Source organism: Paenibacillus haidiansis, from assembly GCF_036553665.1.
GTDB lineage: Bacteria > Bacillota > Bacilli > Paenibacillales > Paenibacillaceae > Fontibacillus > Fontibacillus haidiansis.
Genome location: NZ_JAZHPZ010000001.1, coordinates 641,530 through 662,351, shown reverse-complemented (window position 1 = coordinate 662,351; position 20,822 = coordinate 641,530). Strand labels below are relative to the sequence as shown.

At 46.9% G+C, this 20,822-nt stretch carries 18 protein-coding genes; 14 read left to right on the top strand and 4 right to left on the bottom strand.

The window, feature by feature from the left end; genetic code table 11:
- Positions 1-59: 59 nt before the first annotated feature.
- On the bottom strand, positions 60-671 hold the full coding sequence (locus V3851_RS03145) for a TetR/AcrR family transcriptional regulator (protein ID WP_331845015.1): 612 nt from the start codon (positions 669-671) through the stop codon (positions 60-62).
- 172 nt (positions 672-843) lie between these two features.
- On the opposite strand from V3851_RS03145, the gene V3851_RS03140 reads away from it, so the two are divergent.
- The 9 genes from V3851_RS03140 to V3851_RS03100 all read left to right on the top strand — a co-directional run bounded on the left by V3851_RS03140 (position 844) and on the right by V3851_RS03100 (position 15,218).
- Positions 844-2,019, top strand: coding sequence for a radical SAM/SPASM domain-containing protein (locus tag V3851_RS03140; protein ID WP_331845014.1), 1,176 nt, complete (start codon positions 844-846; stop codon positions 2,017-2,019).
- 23 nt (positions 2,020-2,042) lie between these two features.
- Entirely contained in the window at positions 2,043-3,065 is a 1,023-nt protein-coding gene (locus V3851_RS03135) for a radical SAM/SPASM domain-containing protein (protein ID WP_331845013.1), read from the top strand.
- 2 nt (positions 3,066-3,067) lie between these two features.
- A complete protein-coding gene (ahbA, locus tag V3851_RS03130) occupies positions 3,068-3,556 on the top strand; it encodes a siroheme decarboxylase subunit alpha (protein ID WP_331845012.1) in 489 nt (162 codons plus the stop codon).
- Entirely contained in the window at positions 3,543-4,001 is a 459-nt protein-coding gene (gene ahbB, locus V3851_RS03125) for a siroheme decarboxylase subunit beta (protein ID WP_331845011.1), read from the top strand. The genes ahbA and ahbB overlap by 14 nt, the downstream gene beginning before the upstream one ends.
- A 107-nt stretch (positions 4,002-4,108) precedes the next feature.
- Positions 4,109-5,167: a LacI family DNA-binding transcriptional regulator gene (locus tag V3851_RS03120; protein WP_331845010.1), complete on the top strand. Its 1,059-nt coding sequence runs from the start codon at positions 4,109-4,111 to the stop codon at positions 5,165-5,167.
- Between the two features lie 271 nt (positions 5,168-5,438).
- Positions 5,439-6,404, top strand: coding sequence for a glycosyl hydrolase (locus V3851_RS03115; RefSeq protein ID WP_331845009.1), 966 nt, complete (start codon positions 5,439-5,441; stop codon positions 6,402-6,404).
- A 188-nt stretch (positions 6,405-6,592) separates the two neighbouring features.
- A complete protein-coding gene (locus V3851_RS03110; protein ID WP_331845008.1) occupies positions 6,593-9,805 on the top strand; it encodes an RHS repeat domain-containing protein in 3,213 nt (1,070 codons plus the stop codon).
- A gap of 41 nt (positions 9,806-9,846) precedes the next feature.
- A complete protein-coding gene (locus V3851_RS03105) occupies positions 9,847-14,646 on the top strand; it encodes a glycoside hydrolase family protein (protein WP_331845007.1) in 4,800 nt (1,599 codons plus the stop codon).
- Positions 14,647-14,672: 26 nt separating this feature from the next.
- Positions 14,673-15,218 carry a hypothetical protein gene (locus tag V3851_RS03100; RefSeq protein ID WP_331845006.1) on the top strand — a complete coding sequence of 182 codons (546 nt, stop codon included), beginning with the start codon at positions 14,673-14,675 and terminating at the stop codon, positions 15,216-15,218.
- A 94-nt stretch (positions 15,219-15,312) separates the two neighbouring features.
- Here the strand turns inward: V3851_RS03100 and V3851_RS03095 are convergent, their stop codons facing one another.
- Positions 15,313-15,369, bottom strand: coding sequence for a putative holin-like toxin (locus tag V3851_RS03095; protein WP_325354540.1), 57 nt, complete (start codon positions 15,367-15,369; stop codon positions 15,313-15,315).
- A gap of 445 nt (positions 15,370-15,814) precedes the next feature.
- Between V3851_RS03095 and V3851_RS03090 the strand changes: the two genes are divergently transcribed.
- From V3851_RS03090 to V3851_RS03080, 3 genes are all read left to right on the top strand, one after another.
- Complete coding sequence (locus V3851_RS03090) at positions 15,815-16,051, top strand: hypothetical protein (protein ID WP_331845005.1); 237 nt, start codon at positions 15,815-15,817, stop codon at positions 16,049-16,051.
- A gap of 96 nt (positions 16,052-16,147) precedes the next feature.
- A complete protein-coding gene (locus V3851_RS03085) occupies positions 16,148-17,041 on the top strand; it encodes a LysR family transcriptional regulator (RefSeq protein WP_331845004.1) in 894 nt (297 codons plus the stop codon).
- 101 nt (positions 17,042-17,142) lie between these two features.
- A complete protein-coding gene (locus tag V3851_RS03080; RefSeq protein ID WP_331845003.1) occupies positions 17,143-17,580 on the top strand; it encodes a rhodanese-like domain-containing protein in 438 nt (145 codons plus the stop codon).
- Between the two features lie 60 nt (positions 17,581-17,640).
- On the opposite strand, the gene V3851_RS03075 is transcribed toward V3851_RS03080, so the two are convergent.
- Both V3851_RS03075 and V3851_RS03070 read right to left on the bottom strand, forming a co-directional pair.
- Positions 17,641-18,288, bottom strand: coding sequence for an amino acid ABC transporter permease (locus tag V3851_RS03075; protein ID WP_331845002.1), 648 nt, complete (start codon positions 18,286-18,288; stop codon positions 17,641-17,643).
- Between the two features lie 72 nt (positions 18,289-18,360).
- Complete coding sequence (locus V3851_RS03070) at positions 18,361-19,212, bottom strand: basic amino acid ABC transporter substrate-binding protein (RefSeq protein WP_331845001.1); 852 nt, start codon at positions 19,210-19,212, stop codon at positions 18,361-18,363.
- Positions 19,213-19,505: 293 nt separating this feature from the next.
- Between V3851_RS03070 and V3851_RS03065 the strand changes: the two genes are divergently transcribed.
- Complete coding sequence (locus V3851_RS03065) at positions 19,506-19,922, top strand: BlaI/MecI/CopY family transcriptional regulator (protein WP_331845000.1); 417 nt, start codon at positions 19,506-19,508, stop codon at positions 19,920-19,922.
- A 3-nt stretch (positions 19,923-19,925) separates the two neighbouring features.
- The gene (locus tag V3851_RS03060; RefSeq protein WP_331844999.1) at positions 19,926-20,753 is read left to right on the top strand and encodes a M56 family metallopeptidase; all 828 of its coding nucleotides are present in this window, start codon (positions 19,926-19,928) and stop codon (positions 20,751-20,753) included.
- The last annotated feature ends 69 nt before the right edge of the window (positions 20,754-20,822 follow it).

Sequence of the window (20,822 nt, the reverse complement as noted above, 5' to 3'; positions counted from 1 at the left end):
GCGCACTGTCAATTTCAGATCGATTGTTCGAAGACAGCCTCCGAGCACTTGGCGAGGCGTTAGCGGTTCGCGCGGTAGCGCAACCCGTCCACGAGCAGAGCGACAATATGTTTTGCATGCACAGTATCGCCGTTGTGCACCGCCGTGCAAAGGCTCGCGACCGCCCACAGCAATTCGTCCGGCTCGACATCGGCACGTACCTCGCCGGCAGCCGTCGCTGATTCAAGCAAGGTCTTCAGTGCCGGGCTTAGTTCCTTGACAAAGCAGACAGGCAAAGTCTCGTATGCCGGATCGTCTGAATGCAGAGCCGCCGCGAGGCCGCGTTTAGTCGCTATGAAGTCCAGGTAACGCTGCATCCAACGCTCCAGCGCCTCCACGGGTTCATATTTAGCGGCTAAATCTCCCGCGGCCTCTGCGCAAGCATCGATCTCCTGACGGAAGACAGCCTCGATCAGATCCGAACGCTGCGGAAAATGGCGGTAAACCGTACCGACGCCGACGCCGGCCTTCTCCGCAATCTCCCGAATCGGGGCGTCCACTCCCGAAGTCGCGAACACAGTCATCGCGGATTGGAGCAAAGCATTAATGTTGCGCTTTGCATCTGCGCGCACGCGAACCGCGTGGTCGCGAGACTCCAAGCCATCACCGCGGTTTTCCGTTTTATCGTTCATTAAGCAATAACCCCCATAAGTTAATCCCCAATTTACATTAACGGAATTCATTCATTGTTGCATTATACTATTAACCCTAATATGACTCAAGATAGCTTCGAAACCTGGGATGTGTATTTTTTCACAATATATGAAAATAATAACTGTATCAAATCCGAAAAGGGGAACTGGCATGATCAATGTTACAAAATTGCTTACCGGGGTCGACGGAGAAGGAGATCATTTGCGGTATTCCCTTCCGCCGGGGGCCAGGGTGCCCGGAACTTCCGCGGGCAAGGGCCCCGTGGTCGTCTGGAATGCGACGCGCGCCTGCAATCTGAGCTGCCGCCATTGTTACGCCGATGCCTGTCCGTCCAAAGACGAAGGGGAAATGTCGACGCGGGAGGCGATGGATTTCATCGATGATCTGGCCGATTTCTCCGTGCCCGTGCTTCTATTCTCCGGCGGGGAACCGCTGATGCGCAGGGATCTCGTCGATCTCGTGGCCTATGCCTCGGGCAAAGGGCTGCGCGCGGTATTGTCGACGAACGGAACTCTGATCACAAGCGGCAAAGCGCGGCGGCTTAAGGAAGCCGGGCTGCAATACGCCGGTATCAGCCTGGACGGACTGGAGGACAAGCATGACCGGTTTCGCGGCGTGAACGGCTCCTTCGAGCAGGGGCTGGCCGGGATACGCAATTGCCAGGACGCCGGGCTTAAGGTCGGCCTGCGGTTTACGATCAGCAGCTACACCTACGACGATCTAAGCGGCATCCTCGATTTGATCGAGCGGGAGAACATTAAGCGCGCTTGCTTCTATCATCTGGTGTATTCCGGGCGCGGCAGCATCCTGAAGCAAAAGGACGTTACCCGCGAACAATCGCGGCGGGCGGTGGACCTGATTATCGCCAAAACGCTGGACCTTCATCAAAAAGGCAGGCGGGTGGAGCTGCTTACCGTCGATAATCATGCGGACGGCGTTTATTTATATCAATGGATGAAGGAAAGGGACCCCGAGCGCGCCGCTCTGCTGCTTGAATTGCTGCGCCGCAACGGCGGCAACCGCTCGGGGCTGGCGATCGGCTGCGTGGATTGGCGCGGACGCGTCTATCCCGACCAATTCATGCGGGACGTCGTGATCGGCAATGTCCGCGAATCCAAGTTCAGCGAGCTTTGGCGAGAGGCGGCTCATCCGGTCATGGCCGGGCTCAGGGACAGGAAGCCGCTGCTTAAAGGGCGCTGCGGAGAATGCGGCTGGCTGGATATTTGCAACGGCAATTTCCGGGCCCGGGCGGCTTCGGTCAGCGGCGATGTCTGGGATGCCGATCCGGCCTGTTATTTAAGCGATCGGGAAATCGGCATCGTGTAAGGCCGGCAAAGGAGGAAAAAGAGATGCTTGTATCCTGGAATGTAACCAAGCGCTGCAATTTGTATTGCGAGCATTGCTACCGGGATTCGGGGCCGGACGCCCAGGTGGCCGGCCAACTGAGCACGGAGGAAGGCCGCCGTCTGATCGACGGGGTCAAGGCGGCGGGCTTCCGGCTGCTCATTTTCAGCGGCGGCGAACCGCTGGTGCGGGAGGATGTGTGCGAGCTGATCGCCTATGCGGCTTCGATCGGGCTGCACCCGGCGATGGGCAGCAACGGCACGCTGCTGACGGCGGAGAAAGCCCGCGAGCTGAAGGAAGCCGGGCTTGGAGGCATCGCCATCAGCATCGACAGCGCCGATCCCGCGCCTCACAACCGCTTCAGGAACGCGGCGGACGGCTGGGAAAGGGCGGTCGAGGGCATCCGCCATGCGCAGCGGGCGGGGATCAAGGTCCAGATTAACATGACGCTGAAAGAGGACAATGTGGGTGATTTTGAACAGGTGGCGCAGCTCGCCGAAGAGCTCGGCGTGTCGTCGCTGCATCCTTTTTTTCTCGTGCCGACCGGACGTGCCATCAATATTGAAGAAGATGCGCTCAAAGCCGAGCGCTACTATACCGTGCTGCGGAATGTGCTGCGGAAGCAGCGGACAACCTCGCTGGAGATCAAGCCGACCTGCGCTCCGCAGTTTATGCCGCTCGCCAAAGAGATGAATCTGGAAATGCGCTATACCCGCGGCTGTCTGGCCGGAATCGCTTATTGCTCGGTGCTGCCCGACGGAGATGTCCATATCTGCCCTTACCTCCCGGTCAAGGTCGGAAATGTGCGCGAGCTGCCGTTCGACGAGATTTGGCGGGACAATCCGGTCTTCCGGGATTTGCGGAATTTCAAAAAATACGAGGGTGCCTGCGGCTCCTGCCCCGATGTAAAGAGCTGCGGGGGCTGCCGGGCCCGGTCGTATTACTACAGCGGCGGCAATTTTCTGGCGGAGGAGCCCTGGTGCCACAAAAGACCGCCCGGGGCCGTACGCAAGGCGATGGAGGGATAAGCATGGAACTGGACGCAAAAGACAGAGCCCTGTTAAACCGGCTGCAGGAAGGGCTTCCCTTGGCCGAGCGCCCCTGGGACCGGGTGGCGGAAGAGCTTGAAATGGAGACAGAGGAAGTGCTCGCTAGAATGGGAAAGCTGAGGGAAGACGGCCTGATCCGCCGGATGGGCGGGGTGTTCAATCCGTCGAAGCTGGGTTATTCCGGGAGGCTGTACGCGATGGAGGTTCCCGAGGAACTGTACTACGGGGTTGCCGCCATCGTCAACAGCTACAAGGGGGTTACGCACAATTACCGCCGCCGGAGCCGGCTGAATATGTGGTTTACGTTGTCGGCGCGGACCGAGGAGGAACGTGCAGGCATTCTTGATTCGATTCGCTCCGCCGCCAGCGGGGCGAGAATCTATGAATTTCCGGCGGAGCGGATGTATAAGCTGAAGGTGTTTTTGAATATGGAAGAGGGGGAGGGGGACAGAGGATATGGACGATATTGATTTGCTGCTCATCCGCGAATTGCAGGGCGAACTGCCGTTTTCGCCCGATCCTTACGGAGAGTTGGCCCGCCGCGCAGGCTGTACAACGGGCGAGGTCCTGGGCAGATTAACCCGGATGCGGAGCCAAGGAGCGCTTAAACGGATCGGCGCGGTATTGAAGCACCGGAACATCGGATTTTACGCGAACGGACTGTTCGTGTGCAGTATTCCGGAAGAGCGTATCGATCAAGCCGGGCAAAGGCTGGCCGGACGCAAGGAAGTCAGCCATTGCTACCGGCGTACGCCATATCCGGATTGGCCTTACAATCTGTATGCGATGATCCATGGGACGACGGAGGCGGGCGTGCTGGAAGTGGTAACCGATTTTATAGTGGAAGAGAATATTGAGCATTACGACATTTTGTTCAGTACGGAAGAACTAAAGAAAACGAGCTTTTCGCTCTGACCGTCCGGCCATATTTCCCGTTTGCGGCTAAGAGCTTGTAATTTTTGCTTGACAAAGCGATAATGGAGGCGATCGCAATAAATCAAGTTAGCAAGTAGGTCGATGAGATGAAAAATAAAGTGACGATCCAGGAAATTGCCGACTTTGTCGGGTTATCGAAGTTTGCCGTTTCAAGAGCGCTTTCAGGCAAATCCGGAGTCAGTGAGCAGACCAGAAACAAGATTTTGAAGGCCGCCGGGCAGCTCGGGTATTTCAAGGAAGGCCATTACCCGACTGCCGACGGCCTTGAGCTGCGGGAGGTGGATCCCCAGCGATTTAGCGGCACGGTGCTTGTCCTGTTTCCCAATACGCGCTTTCAGAATAATGATTCGCAGTATTGGGGCCCTATAATCGAAGGGATTTCAACCCGGCTGCATCAGAAGGATTTGAATACCCTGACCCTCACGGAACTGTCCGGAGAAGATTTGTTCTCCCTGCTCAATCCGAAGGCGATCCGTGGAATCATCACCGTGGGAACGATCTCGACCCCGATATTGCTGGACATTAAACAAATGGATATTCCCGTCGTCATGATCGACCATCTCGACCCGGCTTTGCATTGCGATACGGTCTTCGTCGACAATTTCTACAGCATGAAAGAATTAATGACCAAGCTGATCAGCAGAGGATTCCGGAATTTTCAGTTTGTCGGAAATATTAACGAAACGGTAAGCAATTTCGAGCGCTGGATCGGATTTTGCGCCGCATTGGACGAATACGGAATCGAACACGAGCAAATTCCAAGCCTTGTCGGGCCGGGGGTGAACGATTCGGAGGAGACCTTCATGCAGGCGATTCGGGAGCATGAGTTGCCCGAAGTGTTCGTATGCGCCAATAATAATGCCGCGGAGCTTGTGATTGAAAAGCTGAACAGCAGTGGATTCGATATACCCGGCGATGTCCGGGTGACCGGTTTTGACAACACCCATGAACCGTTGATGCTGCTTGCGACGGTGATCGTAAATAAGAAAATGCTCGGAATGAGGGCGGTGGATCAGCTGTTGTGGAGATTGCTCAACCGAACCTCCCATTATGAAAAGCTGCTTATCAGCGCGGACGTGGTTTTCCGCGAACTGCCGGAAGCGGTTCAGGCGGAGCCCGCGCATCATCCCGGAGAGATCGGGTAAGGAAGTCTGTAAAGTGAATCTTTTCACCCGAGATAAGCCTATCCTTGGCGGAATGCCTGTAATTATTACAGGTATTCCGCTTTTCAAATTGTTCCGCACCGTATTTTTGCAGGAAGCGGATAAATCCTTTTTGCAGTGCAGAATTATGTTGACGGTCCGACTCTGGTAGCGTTATATTTGTTTTGTTGCAAATAACAACTAAAATAACAAGCCTAACAAAGCGTATTGCCAGGTTCCAAATGGATTGAAATGAAAGGATGGATCTCTGAACATGATCAACTTTGCACCATGCAATCCAAACGCTTCCGACGAAGTGAAATCGGTCTTGAACTATTTCAGTCAAGTGGCCGGAAAGGGAATTATTACGGGTCAGCACACGCAGACCTCCGTCCAAGGCGAGCTTCAATACATCAAAAAGGCCACCGGAAAACTCCCCGCGCTTTGCGGCTTTGAGCTGCTCAGCTACTCGCCGAACATTAACTATGAAACATGCAACGAGGAATGCCTTCTGGAAATTGTCGAGAACAAAAATACGCTGGAAAACGCGTGGAGCTGGGCGGAAAACGAAAAAGGCCTAATCACCTTTACCTGGCACTGGTATTCCCCGCTCGGCGGGTGGGACAAAAGCTTCTACGCGGAGAAAACGGATTTCGACGCTTCTAAAGCGATTATCGAAGGAACCGCAGAGCATAAGGCTCTGATCTCCGATATGGATTATATGGCAGGAATATTGAGGGATTTCCGCAACAGAAATATCCCGATCCTATGGAGACCGTTTCACGAGTCGGAGGGAACCTGGTTCTGGTGGGGCAGCAAAGGCCCCGAGGTGGCAAAGCAGTTATATCGCATCATGTATGACCGGTATACCAGAATTCATGAGCTCAACAATCTGATCTGGGTTTGGAATTCACCGCTGGTCGAAGGTTATGTCGGGGACGATGTCGCCGATATCATCTCGCGGGATCTGTACCCTCCGGCCCACCAGCATACGGACCTGCGCGCCGAGTACGAGGAGCTGATTCGCATCACGCCGACGCCGAAGCCTGTTGCGCTGGGCGAGATCGGGCCGATTCCGAGCATCTCGCAGCTGGCTGAATCCAGAATTCCTTGGCTGTGGTACATGACCTGGTCCAATGATTTCGGCAAAACGGAGCTGTTTACGACCAAAGAGGAGCTCCGCAGCGCCTATGACAACGATTACGCGATTACGCTGGATAAATTGCCGAGGCTTTATTAGAAGTTTCCTAAATTTAAATTAATCTATTATCGTAAGACCCCTAGCCCCTATTTAAAAGGGGCTATTTGTTGTCGTTTACTACTTGAAATTAGGTAAAATAAGCTGTATTTACTATAAAGTAAATTTTTCCAAAATCCGATGATTATATTATGAATTAAAATACTAAAATTGGGAGTGGAGGAAATTTAATGAGCTTGAGACGATTACTGCTCTTTTTCTTGGTGGCCCTCATAATTATAGGGAATTCCGGGGCATCAGTTTTAGCAGTAGAAGAACCGGAAATGCCCGAAATTCATAATTCATTCCAAGAAAGTAATTCTGAATATCGTTTGGGTACGCCCGAAGAAGACTTTGATATGGCAGAAGTTCCTTCATATGAGTCAACCGTGACTGAGAATGTCTATAAAGTAGAAGCGCTTGCGGTTGAAGAAATTGAATTTGTGATCTACCCCGGAGAGAATGTTCAATTTATAAATCCTACTAGTTATTCAAGAACAGTAGGGACAGATGCCAAAACGAATGATACCGTATTTGATTTTGCCAGTTATGACTCTGAAGGAGAACCCACCACTAGTGATTTGGCTTCAAATTACGCTAATGTAAATATTCCTCCCAACGGCGGACGATCAGTGATAACCGCCACGGATGCTCCATTAACAGTAGATATAAAGATAGACATTGAATACAGCTTTGTATCTACCCCTGCCTTAAATAAAGAGGTCTTATCCAATGGAGAAAGCTATCAATTTATAAATTATTCAAATTCAACGCTCTACATAAAGACTGATGCTTCTTCTTCAAACGGAAAACGATACGACTTTTCCATTTACGATTCTGATGGATCTTTATATAGAAGCAGTATGGATAATTCTAGTGTCTCCGTATCCTTTAGTAAGGGATATGAAATAATTGTCACCTGTATGTCTGACATTCCAATTACGGTAGGTACACATTACGATGTTGCATTCGGTGAGGAGACTGATGAGCCAGCCTATGATAGCGTAGTTTTAAATCAAGGTGAGAGCTATCGGTTTGAAAATGTAGGGGACAAGCTAGACGGAATTGAAGATGATGGGGGTACATCAGATAAATTCGATTATGTGGTTTATTTGTCCGATGGCACAGAGTCTTCAAGGGGAACAAACACCTCATCTCTTCCCAATGTAGCAGTAGGGAGAACAGTTGTTATTACACTGATTACTGCTAATCCGGTACGTATTGGTGCACCTTACCGATCATTTATGGGAAGTTATTATGGAGGGGATGCGATAAGTCGTATTACGATTTCTCCAGGGAGTTCTTACATATTTGAGAATAACGGCTCACTTAGTAACCCGGTAAAGAATAACGCAAGAGTTGTAGATGGAATTTATGATTATACAGTATATAAAGCGGATGGAAGTTATTACAGTCAAGGTTTTAATTCTATTAGTACCCCCTCGCTTCCAACAGGTGGATTTGCCGTAATTACCGTACATGGATCGAGCAGTGTTACTTTTGACTATACGGACGATTTTTCGGTAAAGGTGAGTACAGAGCCTTCTCACTTTCGTGTCACTCTTTCAAAAGGAGAGAGTTTTGAATTTACAAATATTAGCCCATCGTCACGCTTCTTATATTGTAATGCGTCAGAAGACAGCCGTTTTGACTGGGTTAAATATTACCCTGATGGAACAGAACACTCTAAACGTGAAGGATCAATGACAAATCAAAATATTCCAAGCGGAAGCAAAATTATTGTAACCGCAGTGTCAGATAGCCCTGTAACCTTTGGAGCCATATATCGATTGTTCTCTTGGAGAGATAAACCAGGGGAGGCATTCTCCAAACAGGTTGTGAATGTAAATGAATCCTTTATTTTTTCCAATCTCAGCACTAAATCAGGAACAATTACTAATAACGCCGATGAGATTGATGGAAAATTTGATTTTGTTGTCTACAAGGAAGATGGAAGTGTAGATGATAGTGGATTTGATGAAACATCAAGTGTGAGCATACCTTCTATGGGATATGCCATTGTGACGGGTCAATCATCAAGTGCGGTAACCTTTTCCTACACAGATTCATTTACGGCTGAATCCGCAAATCATCCGGCTATGCTTCGGGTCACCTTAAATGGCGGTGAGACATACACTTATACCAATATTAGTAGTGAAACGGAAAGTATTTACGTTGATTCCGTGGATGATGTCAACGAATTTGCATATGTCTTATACAAACCGAATGGTACGATTCATCAAGAGAGTGATAATCGAAATTATACAGTTCCAGTACCGGCTTCCTATTCGTTGCAAATCTCTCCATTAGATTTACCGGTGACATTTGGAGGGGTCTACACCTCCTTTGTTGGAACTTCTGGCGAAAATCCAGCTATTAAGAAGGTAACATTGTACAAAAATGAAAGTTACACGTTTACTAATGTCCAATCGTCATTCCAAACATTAAACAGTGACGCTTACTCAGAAGATTTGGCGATGTTCGATTATGCAATATACAGTTCGAACGGAGAGGTGGAGGAATTCGGACTTGATCAGATAGGTAACCTCTCAGTACCGGAAGGAAGCCAGGTGGTGGTAACAGTAGTTACTGATTTACCGGTAACCTTTACTTACGGACTAGCTTTCCAAGCTATACATAGTTCAGATCCTGCTCTGTTAAAAAGAACCTTGGAATCAAGTCAAAGCTTGGGGTTTAAGAATAAGGGTACCTTTGAGGCAAAGCTGAAAACAAATGCAAATACTTCAGAAAATCGATATTTTAATTACACTATCTTAGACCAAAATGGTGGAATAGTTAGACAAGGAGAAAATGCCACGATTTCCTATAACATTCCTGCCGGTGGCACGATTCAAGTCAAAACGACATCAGCTAATCCAGTAATATTTTTCGCTCCTTATCGGGTTTTTGAAGTCGTTGATGTTCAAGAGTTTTTATTTGAAAATCTTCTGCATTATCAGGCCTTAACCGTTTCTAAAGAAGCGGGACAAAACGGTTACTATCGGTTTACGGCGCCTGAAACGGGTCGCTACCGATTCGTAACAAAGGAACTGTTTGATTTCTCATTGCAGCCAATATTGGAGTTATATGGTCAACAGGACTTGCTTTCTCTACTTGTATCTAGCGAGGATGGAGAACAAGAATTTGGGATCGATTATACGGTGCTAGAGTTTGACCTCATCGGAGGCGCAACTTATTACTTAAAACTTACCGAGAAAACCGGTCTCCCACTTGAAGTGCAGTTGATGGCGGCAGTTATGACGATAACTCCGGAAGCAAATTTTGATTACAGCCCGGATGGACGTCTAAATCAGATTAATTTTCCGTCTGGAGATGCCCTCATTTATGAGTATGACAAAAATGGGAATTTAAAGAGAAGAACGAAAAAAGTATATCCATTTTAAATAATGCTTACAGCAAAAAAAGAAGATTTGAGGTGATATAGATGATTAAAAGAGTCCTAAGCTTTATTTTAACCATAGTCTTGATTAGTATGGGATTTTTAGAAACATCAGTCTATGGAGCTAGAGAGGAAAATCAGAAAATTGCGAGTACTTCTAGTTCAATCGCTCAAGAAAACACACTTACTATATCCGGAATAATTAATAGATTTGATGTCGACAAAGCCTGGGTCGATGAGCAACTGTCACAAGGGTATACGTTATATCAAATATATACGGCGCTTCAAAGTGGAAAAGAGAATTATGAGGCGGCAATTTCTCAATTTAATGTTTCGCGCGAAGTGGAAAAAAGCATGGATCAACTTATATCATCAACATGGGTCAATACGAGGGATTTAAGCTCCAACAATTCGGAAAGTAACACTGGTCTACTGGAGATGGAAGGTAACTATGATCAAAACGCTATAGATCATCTCTCATTACAAGACGACTATTCATTATATGAGGTTAATTATGGGGAGGATATGATTGCTACCGCCACTGGTGACATGAAACTCCGATATGAAGATTTTTCGTTGCCGGGAACTCTCTCCTTTTCGCTTGTCCGCATTTATGATAGTTCCAGAGCAAATGATGAAATAGGGATTGCTTTGGAAAATGGAACCTATGTGAATCAGACTCGTATTCGCAGAGAAGAAAGTGATTCTGCTTTGGGACGGGGATGGAGCTGGGAACTTCCTTTTATTGAAAAACTAGACGACAATCAAATTCTGAACTTTCCTGGAATAGGACGATATAAGTTATCTGAAGATTGGAATGTTGAAGGCTATCCATGGAACGATCTCGAACTTACTGAAGATCAAACCATGACAGTTGGAGAATTATCAAGTAAAACAAAACTATCAATACTTAACGGAAACCAATACTACTTCAGTGAATCCGGTCATCTTATCCTTATCACTGATAATTACGGAAATCAAATTGAATTCCACTATACTTCCCAAGGCGATGGAGTCGTTTTGTCCCGGGTTGTGAACAGCGATGGAAATGAATTGATTTTCGCATATTCGGAAGAATCTTTAACAGTGAGTCAGACGGGTACGGATAGGAAAATGGAATATCTCAAGAAGATTGAACACGGGCAGACAGTTTTGGACGAAGTCATAGACTCACTTGATAGAAGTACGAAATATTACTATTACTACCCGGAATCTCGGTTTAATTTTTTAGCAGAATTAGAAGATCAAGAGGAGCTTCAGCCAGTCAAATACTCGGCTCTGTTACTTCGAATTGTTCACCCTACCTCAGGTATAACAGATTTTGATTACATTCCAGCAAGGAAAAAAATTGGAGACTACGCAACAGACTTTGTATTTAAGATTAGTGATCGAAAAGACTTATATTCTACTACGCTTGGAGATGAACTTCTTCATCCATTATCTTTAAGTTATTCCGGTGAAGATTTAAACAGTTTTGGGCAATCTGTGACCTGGACGACTACCCTAACGACTTCCCGATCTACAGAAACGTTGAACTTTCGAAAATCTTTCCGGACTAATGATCAACCGGATATTCACTACTTGGATGAGCAGCGAAGTGATGATGGGGTTACACAGCATAAACAGCAGTTCACATATGATGAAGTAAATGGCTGGAACGCACCTTCTATTATCACAGAAAGCAACGTCCAAGGAGGAAGCGAATCTCAACCCATTTCAGTCACTTATCAGTATAATGACAAGGGATTGGTAGTAGCGGAGAACTGGAGCACTGGACAAGAGATCCTTTATGAATATTCGGAATCTGTTGCTCCGTATTTCTCGGCACTTCCAAGTCAAATTCAAACAAAGATCAGCGAGAATAAGAAGCGATTTGAACAGTTTTTATATAATGAACAAGGGAGTGTTACTCACTCCACTGTAAGAGAGAACAATTCAAGTGGGAAGCTGTTGGCCCAATCGGATTATGAGTATGATGCATACGGCAACATAATTGAAATTAAAATCAAAGATGATAACAGAACGAATAAGGTGAACTACTCTTATCAGTCCCCTTACGGTAAACATTTGCTAACGGAACAGTCCTTGACGGTTCACTCTGTAGATGGTGTTTCATCTCAAATTAAACAACGCTATGAGTATACACCTGCAGGAGAAATAAAGACGGCAGAGGATGAGGCGGGTGCTATTACTACATTTACGTATGATGCTCTTGGGCGTAATACCAAAATACTATACAGCGATCAGTCGACATCTACGATTCAGTTTGACGATGAACTGAATTCTGTAACAACAACTGGACCAGAAGGAATCATAACAATAGAAAAATACAATCCGATTGGATTATTGACACAAGAGATAATGGACGATGCTTTATTTCAATATAACTATGATGAAGAAGGAAATTTGCGAGAGTCCGTGGATGCGGAGCAAAATAAGACGCAGTTTATCTATGATGGATTCAGCCGATTAACAAAAACGATTTATGCCGATGGTTCGCAAGATGAAGTAGAATATGATTTAGTGAACCAAACTATAACTTATAGTGATCCGGCAGGAGTAAAACAAAGGGAAAGATTGGATTTGCTCGGAAATACACTGGCTGTTGAGGAATGGAGGGACGGTTCATTTTCGACTTTGGTCCAAAATAGTTACGATCTGGATGGTAACGTGATATCCGTTACTAATGGGAATGGACAACAAACAATGTATGAGTACGATGCGTTGGGTCGACTTATTTCCGTTATCGATCCGGAGCAACGTTCCACGGATTATATTTATAGTCTAGCAGGCAATTTGACTAAAATTCAGTATCCTGACAACACATATGTAGAGAAAGAATATGACGAGGCCGGAAAATTAATACGTCAGGTCAATGAGGAGAAAGCGACAGAGGCTTTTTATTACGATTCAAGAGGTAACCTTTCAAAAGCATCAGATCATTCCGGCCAATTTACCGAGTATCAGTATAACGACGATAACCTTCTTACATTAATTCGAACTCCTGATCAGCAAGTGCAGTATACGTACGATGCTATGGGACGGAGAACCAGCATGACCGATTCTACTGGCAGCACAAGTTATACCTATGATTCCGCGAATGGAGCGTTATTAACGGTTAACTATCCTGACGGGACGGTAATCGGCTATACCTATAATAAACAAACGCGGACAGGTTATTCGTTGACGGATACTACCGGAAAGACTACCACCGCTCGGTATACTCTGGATAATATGAATCGAGTTAATTCTCTTGATGTACTGTATAACCAATTAGGAACCAGAAGTTCTTTAGCTTCTAATTCGTCTTTGGATCGAATTTCATTTGATTACCGAGCCAATGGTTCTCTGGAACTTGCATCGTCCGAAGATGGACCAAGTACGTCATTTACTTATGATGGTTATAATCTGAAAGAAATGAGTGTAGAGGCTCAAACTGTTACAAGTTCTGTCTCTGCAACTGAAGCGACCTATGAAATAAATAGAGCTTCGCAGCAAGCTGCATTCAACGGATATGAGTTTGCTTATGAATATGATTCTAATAAAAACATCATCTCACGGACACAAAATGGTGCCACTGACTATTTTGCTTATGATTCGATAAACCGGATTCAGAGTGAAACCGGGCAAGGTATAAACAAAAAATATACCTATGATGAACGTGGAAACCGTCTAAATGTGGAAGGGCAGCAGGCTCGAGGACTAACAAGTGCTGATTTTACCTTTGACAGCCTCAATCGTTTGAGCCGGGTGAAAGTCGAAGGTGGTACGGAAGTGAGCTATGTCTATAACGGGGATGGCCTGCTATACGAACGAGTAGAGGGGGAACAGCGAACTCGTTATTATTATGATGAGGAAGCGAAACTTATCGCCGAAGCCAATGTAAGTAGCGGAACTCCAATCATTTCTTATACTTATATTTATGATCTGTCCGGACGTCTATGGTCACGCGTGGATCAAACCACCGGAGAAATGCAATATTATCAGTTCAATGGGCATGGTGATGTTGTGGGTCTAACTGACAGTCAAGGAAATCAACTTAACACATATACTTATGACATTTGGGGCAACCCGGAAATTGAAGAAGAAACGGTTCCTAACGTCTTCCGTTATTCAGGCGAATACTGGGATAATACGACAGATTTACAGTACTTGAGAGCACGCTGGTATGATCCTAATGCTGGAAGATTTGTATCGAAGGATTCTTATGAGGGTGAGATATCAAACCCGCTGAGTTTGAATTTGTATTCGTATGTTGAGAATAATCCGTTAATTTATACCGACCCGAGTGGACACAAACTATATGTCGAAGCTGATAATAAAGGAAAATTCGTATACACTATATCTGCAAACATGCAAGTTAGTGATGAATATATTAAATTTGTTATGGACTATGAAACCTACCATAGAACCCCATACAGGGGACAAGACCGACAAAATTTAACTATTGGATATGGGCATGTTATTAAAAAAGGCGAAGACTTTGGTGATGGATTAACACAACAGCAGGCAATGGAATTATTAAAAAAGGATATTAATGAAAGGGCGATAGTTATCAATCAATGGGCAGATGAGAATAAAATCGAATTAAATCAACAACAATTCGATGCAATTGTTGACTTTGCTTTCAATATAGGTATAGGTGCCTTTTATGACTCAACATTTGCTAGACTAATGAAATCAGGGAATAGTTCTTCTGATGAATTGAAGGAGGCGATGATGCTTTTTGTGAAAGTAAATAAAGAGAACTCTTTCGGTTTGTATCAACGTAGAATGGATCAGTGGCAAATATTTTACTCGGGTGATTATAAGAGAGATACCTTTAAAAGGCCTCCTGGGTTCTAAAATTATATCTTCAGAAAGGTAAAAATATGAAAAGAATAATGATAATTTACGGATTATTGGTGCTCAGCATCAGTTTGTTTGGATGTTCGTCTTCCGGCATAGACACGACTTCATCTCAAATAACCTTTTCAGGTTTAACCAATGATAATGATACAGAAGTAGTAGAGGGACCTACAAGCCATTCATACTATGGAAAGTGGAAAATAACCAAGGCTGTTGGCTATGGACCTGTAAGTGCATACGGTAAAGAGGATATCGATCAATTAATTGGACAGGAGGTCACTTATTCAAAGGAGAGCGCGGGTATTCCTCCTAAAGAAATAAAAAATCCTTATTATAGAGAAACAATATTTACAGAAGATGACTTTACAAATCATTATAATATTTGGCTTGAGAACATTGGTGTTAAAACAAATGAAATTAAGATCGTTCAAATATTCATGGATAAGGATTTTCACGAGAATTATTTCGAAACCGGAGGGGATTTTTTTCTTACAGAAAACATAGATAAATTGATTATGTTTGATCAAGGCGTATTTTTTGAGATGGACAGGGTTAATGATGAAAACTGAACCCTATTCGTGATAATATTGTGGAATTAAGGGCGGCAGCTTCTATACAGGCACTACCCAGAGAAATAGGTCGCAATCCTGGACAGAGGGCGGCCTATTTCTTTTTGAGATAAGTCAGTAATGCCAGAATGAACATGCCGAACATGAACATTTAGGATATCGCATCTTTGATCTCCAGATGAAATAAATTTAATTCTTTAATACAAACAACTGAGCATTGAGGGGTACAAAAATGGAAATTAATTGTTGAAAGGAGTAACCTGTATTTATTATAGGTATTATTTTTCTTTTCTTTGTAATTAATATAGGGTTTTTTATTGAAATGAAATACATTATGGGGTTGGGTAAAAGAGAAATAGTTATAACACTTGTCTTTTCAAACCTATTACTGGGAGTAGCAGCAATCCTTCAAAATAAGTGTATTGCCTACATGATATTAGGTGTATGCTTTGCCATGACCTGAATAGGGGGCGGCCTTCTTTTTGACCTTTAGAACTATATAGCCCTGCTCCTTCAGTAGCGGAATTTGGCATTTGCAAGTATAATATTCCTAATACCTATTATAAAATAGTCTGCAAGATATATAAGGAGACACCATGGGGAACTATAAGATATGCGATTTTTGCGGAAATCTATATGAACGGACGAATAACCGAATGTGCCAAAGCTGCGAGGAGGTATACCGCAAAATACGCAGCATCGTAGAGGTTAAGCCGGATACCATCGTACTCGAAATTTCCAATCAGACCGGCGTCAGCGTAAGCCGAATTCTGTCCTTCGTAAGGAACGGGTATTTTGTTATGAAGGAAGGCACGATTGAAGTGAATAATTAGCGGGTAGATCCGAACCTTGTCTTTGCCGGGATAAGCGTTCGGATTTTTTGTGGATAAATACAAGTTTTTCCCCACATCAAAAAAGGAGGGACCGCTTTGGAATTAACCTATTTGCAAACTTTTCTGGAGGTCGTCAGGTCCGGAAGCTTCACGCAGGCAGGTGAAAGGTTGGGATATGCCCAGTCCAGCATTACCACGCAGATTCAAAAGCTGGAAGAATCCTACGGGGCCGTTCTTTTCGAACGCTTCGGACGGAAAATGAAGCTGACCTCCGCGGGCGAAACGCTCCTTCAATATGCCCGGGATATTGTGAGGCTCCATGCGGAATCGAAGGAGGCCGTGTCCAGGCAAAATAAAGGCTCACTATCCATCGGAACCGTCGAGACGCTGGCCGCCTTTTTTCTCCCGCCTTATTTGCAAACATACAAGCAGGATTATCCCGAGATGAATGTCCTGATTCAACCGGCCAACGAGCCCGCCATTATTGATGCGGTAAAAGCGGGGGCCCTGGATATGGGCTTTATATTGGACCCTCCGTTTGCCGATCCCGAACTATTTAGCGCGACCATCAGGGAAGAAACCATGGTCATTGTCGCCCGCCCCGATCACCGTTTCGGCCGATGGAACGGGGTTACGGCCACCGACCTGAATGATGAATCCCTGATTTTGACCGAAGACGGTTGTACGTACCGGGCCATGCTGCTCCATGCGCTGAAGGAGGCCGGGGTCCGTTGTAACTTTTCTTACGAATTCGGCAGTCTGGAAGCGATTAAACAATGCGTTATTTACGGACTCGGAATCGCGCTCTTGCCGCAGGCCGTTGTTGCAGAAGAAGTACGCAAAGGGCAAATGATCGCCGTGCCTTTTGTCCATCCTTCATGCCGTTTTTACACCCAAGTGATTTACTCGCGGAAAAAATGGATCTCAAAGCCTTTTCGGCATTTTCTCGAGCTCGTCGCCGGACCATCTATCAAAATAAATGAAGTATAACATCATTTACTATAGATAACTCCAATGGGTAGGGTCGTGATATGATCCGTTTAAGCAATCGCAGGATTGCAAATTTCAGATCTTGCCGGGAGGTATCCGTTTTGGAAAAACAAACTTATGTCTCGCTTGTCCTGGAGACGCCCGCCGCAGCGCCGGAACATATTCAGAGGCATTACCGCAACAAGCTTGCAATGGAAACGGATGTGGCCGATGTCCGGTCCGATCTGGAGCATGGGGTGAAGGATTTTCTGCTTGTGGATGTCCGGTCCGAAAAAGCTTACGAGGAGTGCCATATTACGGGGGCCGTCAGCCTGCCTGCCGCCCGGATCAATGCGGAATCAACCGCCGAATTCTCAAAGGACCGGTTGATTGTCGTGTACTGCTGGGGACCGGCATGCAATGGCGGTACGAAAGGCGCCGCCCGCTTGGCGGAGCTGGGTTTCCAAGTGAAGGAAATGCTCGGGGGAATCGAGTATTGGAGAAAAGAAGGCGGATCTGTGGAAGGAACGCTGGGCAAGATCGCCCCGTTGATCGGATAATGAACGATAGGAACCTCGCACCGAATCCGGCGCAGGGTTCCGTCACCGTGATGTTAATGTTCACAGCTTCTTTTCGATATAAGCCAGCAGCTTGCTCAGCGAAAAAGTCAGAATCAAATAAATGGCGGCTGCGGCCAAATACGGCTCCCAGACGCGGATATATTGCCCGCGCATCGCATTGCTCCAGTACATCAGCTCCGGCGCGGCGATGAGCGCGACCAGCGAGGAGTCTTTGATCAGCACGATGAATTCGTTGCCGAAGGCGGGAATGGTCCGCTTGATCGCCTGCGGCAAAATCACGAAGCGCATCGTCTGGCCGCGAGTCATCCCCAGCGAATAAGCCGCCTCGTTCTGCCCATTATCGATCGACTGGATGCCTGCCCGGTAGATTTCCGCCGTGTAAGCGGCCGAATTCAGGGCCAGCGCGGTTACCGCCGCGACGATCGGGTTCGTCTGTCCGATAAACAGCGGCACGAGACCGAAGTGAACGATCAAAATTTGCACATACAGCGGGGTTCCGCGAAAAAAATGGATGTAGCCGTTCATCGGCAGGTTTAAAAACCATTTCGACGACATTTTGCCGAATCCGACGGCCAGGCCGAGAATCGAGCCGATCAGAATGGCCAGGATCGAAATGCCGATGGTCAGCAAAGTACCTTGCAAAAGCAGCGGACCGTAGTCCAGAATGATATCGAACCGGAAATCCAAGTGACAGCCTCCTTTTAAGTCTTGAAAAAGAGGCATGCGCAAAGCGGCGCTTTACGCATGCCTTAACGTTCGTTATTCCGCGTTTAGCACATTGTCGATGTTCGGCTCTTCGCCGAACCATTTTTGGTAGATTTCCGTGTACGTTCCGTTCTCCAGAACCGTTTTGATCGCCGGATCGAGCTTCGCCTTCAACTCGCTGCCTTTCGGCAAGAGGATACCGTAATATTCCGAAGGGAACTGCTCTTCATCGAGGATGCCCTTGAATTGTTTGCCGGGGTTATTCTTCATATACTCGCGGACGATGGCGATATCGGCCACCACCGCATCGACGCCGCCGCTGTCCAGCTCTAGCAAAGCTACCGCGTTGCTGTCGAACCGTTTCAAATTCGGGTTGTCGCCGCCCATAATCTCTGACATCAAAGACTCCGCCGTGGTCGCCAATTGGACCGCGACCTTCTTGTCTTTCAGATCGAGCGCGCCTGTAATCGGGCTGTCTTCTTTGACCAGAATCATATTCGTGGATTCAAAATAGGCAATGGAATAATCATAAGTTTCCTTCCGCTCATCCGTAATGGAGACGCTGGAAATCCCCGCGGCATAGGTCGTGCCGCTTTTTACCTCCGTCAGCATCGGATCCCAGCCGGTGTTTACGACCTCGTATTTCAGTCCCGCTTCCTTCATAACCGCTTCCAGAAAATCAATGTCGAATCCGGTAATCTTGTCTTTGTCCATGTACTCCATCGGCGCATAGGCGGCGTCCGTCGCAAATTTGTAGGTCGCCCCGTCACCGCTAGCCCCGGCTGCCCCCGTTGCTTCGGCGGTTCCCGCGGCCGTCTTGTCGGTTGAACCGCTGCCGTTTGCGCCGCAGCCGGCCAAGATCGCGATCAAACATGCAATTAGTAAAGCTCCCGTTCTTTTCCCCATACATCCACGCTCCTCCAAATATGTAACCATGGCCCCCAGATATACTGCGAAGCTATAAATTAACATGATTTTAGCAGAAAAGACGGGTGATGACTATATAAATGTAAGGTTTTATTACATATTATTCGGCAATTTTCATAAAAAACTCCCTTTAACTGGAAGGTGGTTAAAATTTAAAGAGAGAATGCGTTATATTTTCTTACATACAGGCCTGCTTTTATAAGATCGATACTCTTATTTGACTTGGGCCCATCGACAACACTATAATACGTAGTGTAAAGGGAGTGCACCTCATGAAAATGAATACGTTCAAGTATCAAGGGAGCGGGCTGGAGCGCTTTTTCGGTCCGCTTGAGGCAAAGGTTATGGAAGTGATTTGGGCGCGGACGGAGCCGACGACGATCAAGGAAGTCAATGCCAGGATCAGCGCGGACAAGCCGATGAGCTTCAACACGATCATGACCGTCATGAACCGGCTGGTCGATAAGGGCATTCTGCAAAAGAAACAACAAGCGAAATCTTATGTGTACAGCGCAGTTATCACGAAAGAGCGGTTTCTCGAAGAGCAATCGAAGGAGCTCTCTTACGACTTGGTGAAGGAATTCGGTTCCCTGGCCGTAACGCATATGATCGACGCGATGGAACAGGTGGATCCGGAGCTGCTTAACCAGCTCGAACAACAAATCCAACAATGGAAAAAGGATCGGTAGCCCATGTGGGAAAAACGTTCCGGATGGATGCTCGGCGCCGTCTTTCTGACCGCGGGCTTCGTCTATGTTCAGATGACCCTGTTTTTGCTGCAATTTGTTCTGCATGTCAGAATCCCCGTGAACCTGTTTAATTTCTGTTTCGAAATTTTGCGGTTTATCGGGTTTCCGGTACGAATGAATGTGATGCTTTTCCTGCTTGGTTCTTCTCTCGTCTGCTCTATGGTGGCTTTGCTCCGCGAAGGCTTGGCGGCATACCGCTTTCGCAGGGCGGAGCGGCTTCTCGCGGACAAAGAGGTGACGCAGGCGGCCTGCGAGGAGCACGGGCTTGACCGGAAAAGGTTTACGGTCATTGAGCATCGCGACTCCATCGCCATGACGATCGGGCTGGCGAGACCCCGTATCGTGCTGTCGACCGGCCTGATCGGCGAGCTGAGCGACAGGGAGCTTCATGCCGTTATCGCCCACGAGAAATACCATCTGCGGCGCAGACATCCGTTGGCGATTTTTCTTCTCTCGCTCGTCGGTATTGCTTTCTGGTACATTCCGATTTACCGCTGGTTCATCGGCAAGTATAAGATGCTTATCGAGCTTAGGGCCGACCGCCACGCCATCGACGCCACAGGGGGCGTCACCGATCTGGGCAGCGCGCTGCTTGTCATGCTGAAGCGCGGCCAACCGTCGCCGACCGCTTTAAGCAGCGTATCGTTCGCCGAGAACGCCATTAACCTGCGCCTCAAGCTGCTGCTCGATCCGCATTTCAAGCCGTCGTTCCGCCCGCCGCTCATTCCTTGCTTGGTATCCGTATTCGCCTTTTTCTTTATTGTATTTTAAGCATTGCATTTTAAGCCGGACAAATACCGGATATACGTCTTGCCGACAGCCTTGGGCAACGGCGTTTTT

What these genes read in the sequence shown, in the direction of transcription:
- V3851_RS03145 (WP_331845015.1), bottom strand. Translation starts at nt 671, where the DNA reads ATGAACGATAAAACGGAAAACCGCGGTGATGGCTTGGAGTCTCGCGAC.
- V3851_RS03140 (WP_331845014.1), top strand. Translation starts at nt 844, where the DNA reads ATGATCAATGTTACAAAATTGCTTACCGGGGTCGACGGAGAAGGAGAT.
- V3851_RS03135 (WP_331845013.1), top strand. Translation starts at nt 2,043, where the DNA reads ATGCTTGTATCCTGGAATGTAACCAAGCGCTGCAATTTGTATTGCGAG.
- ahbA (WP_331845012.1), top strand. Translation starts at nt 3,068, where the DNA reads ATGGAACTGGACGCAAAAGACAGAGCCCTGTTAAACCGGCTGCAGGAA.
- ahbB (WP_331845011.1), top strand. Translation starts at nt 3,543, where the DNA reads ATGGACGATATTGATTTGCTGCTCATCCGCGAATTGCAGGGCGAACTG.
- V3851_RS03120 (WP_331845010.1), top strand. Translation starts at nt 4,109, where the DNA reads ATGAAAAATAAAGTGACGATCCAGGAAATTGCCGACTTTGTCGGGTTA.
- V3851_RS03115 (WP_331845009.1), top strand. Translation starts at nt 5,439, where the DNA reads ATGATCAACTTTGCACCATGCAATCCAAACGCTTCCGACGAAGTGAAA.
- V3851_RS03110 (WP_331845008.1), top strand. Translation starts at nt 6,593, where the DNA reads ATGAGCTTGAGACGATTACTGCTCTTTTTCTTGGTGGCCCTCATAATT.
- V3851_RS03105 (WP_331845007.1), top strand. Translation starts at nt 9,847, where the DNA reads ATGATTAAAAGAGTCCTAAGCTTTATTTTAACCATAGTCTTGATTAGT.
- V3851_RS03100 (WP_331845006.1), top strand. Translation starts at nt 14,673, where the DNA reads ATGAAAAGAATAATGATAATTTACGGATTATTGGTGCTCAGCATCAGT.
- V3851_RS03090 (WP_331845005.1), top strand. Translation starts at nt 15,815, where the DNA reads ATGGGGAACTATAAGATATGCGATTTTTGCGGAAATCTATATGAACGG.
- V3851_RS03070 (WP_331845001.1), bottom strand. Translation starts at nt 19,212, where the DNA reads ATGGGGAAAAGAACGGGAGCTTTACTAATTGCATGTTTGATCGCGATC.
- V3851_RS03065 (WP_331845000.1), top strand. Translation starts at nt 19,506, where the DNA reads ATGAAAATGAATACGTTCAAGTATCAAGGGAGCGGGCTGGAGCGCTTT.
- V3851_RS03060 (WP_331844999.1), top strand. Translation starts at nt 19,926, where the DNA reads ATGTGGGAAAAACGTTCCGGATGGATGCTCGGCGCCGTCTTTCTGACC.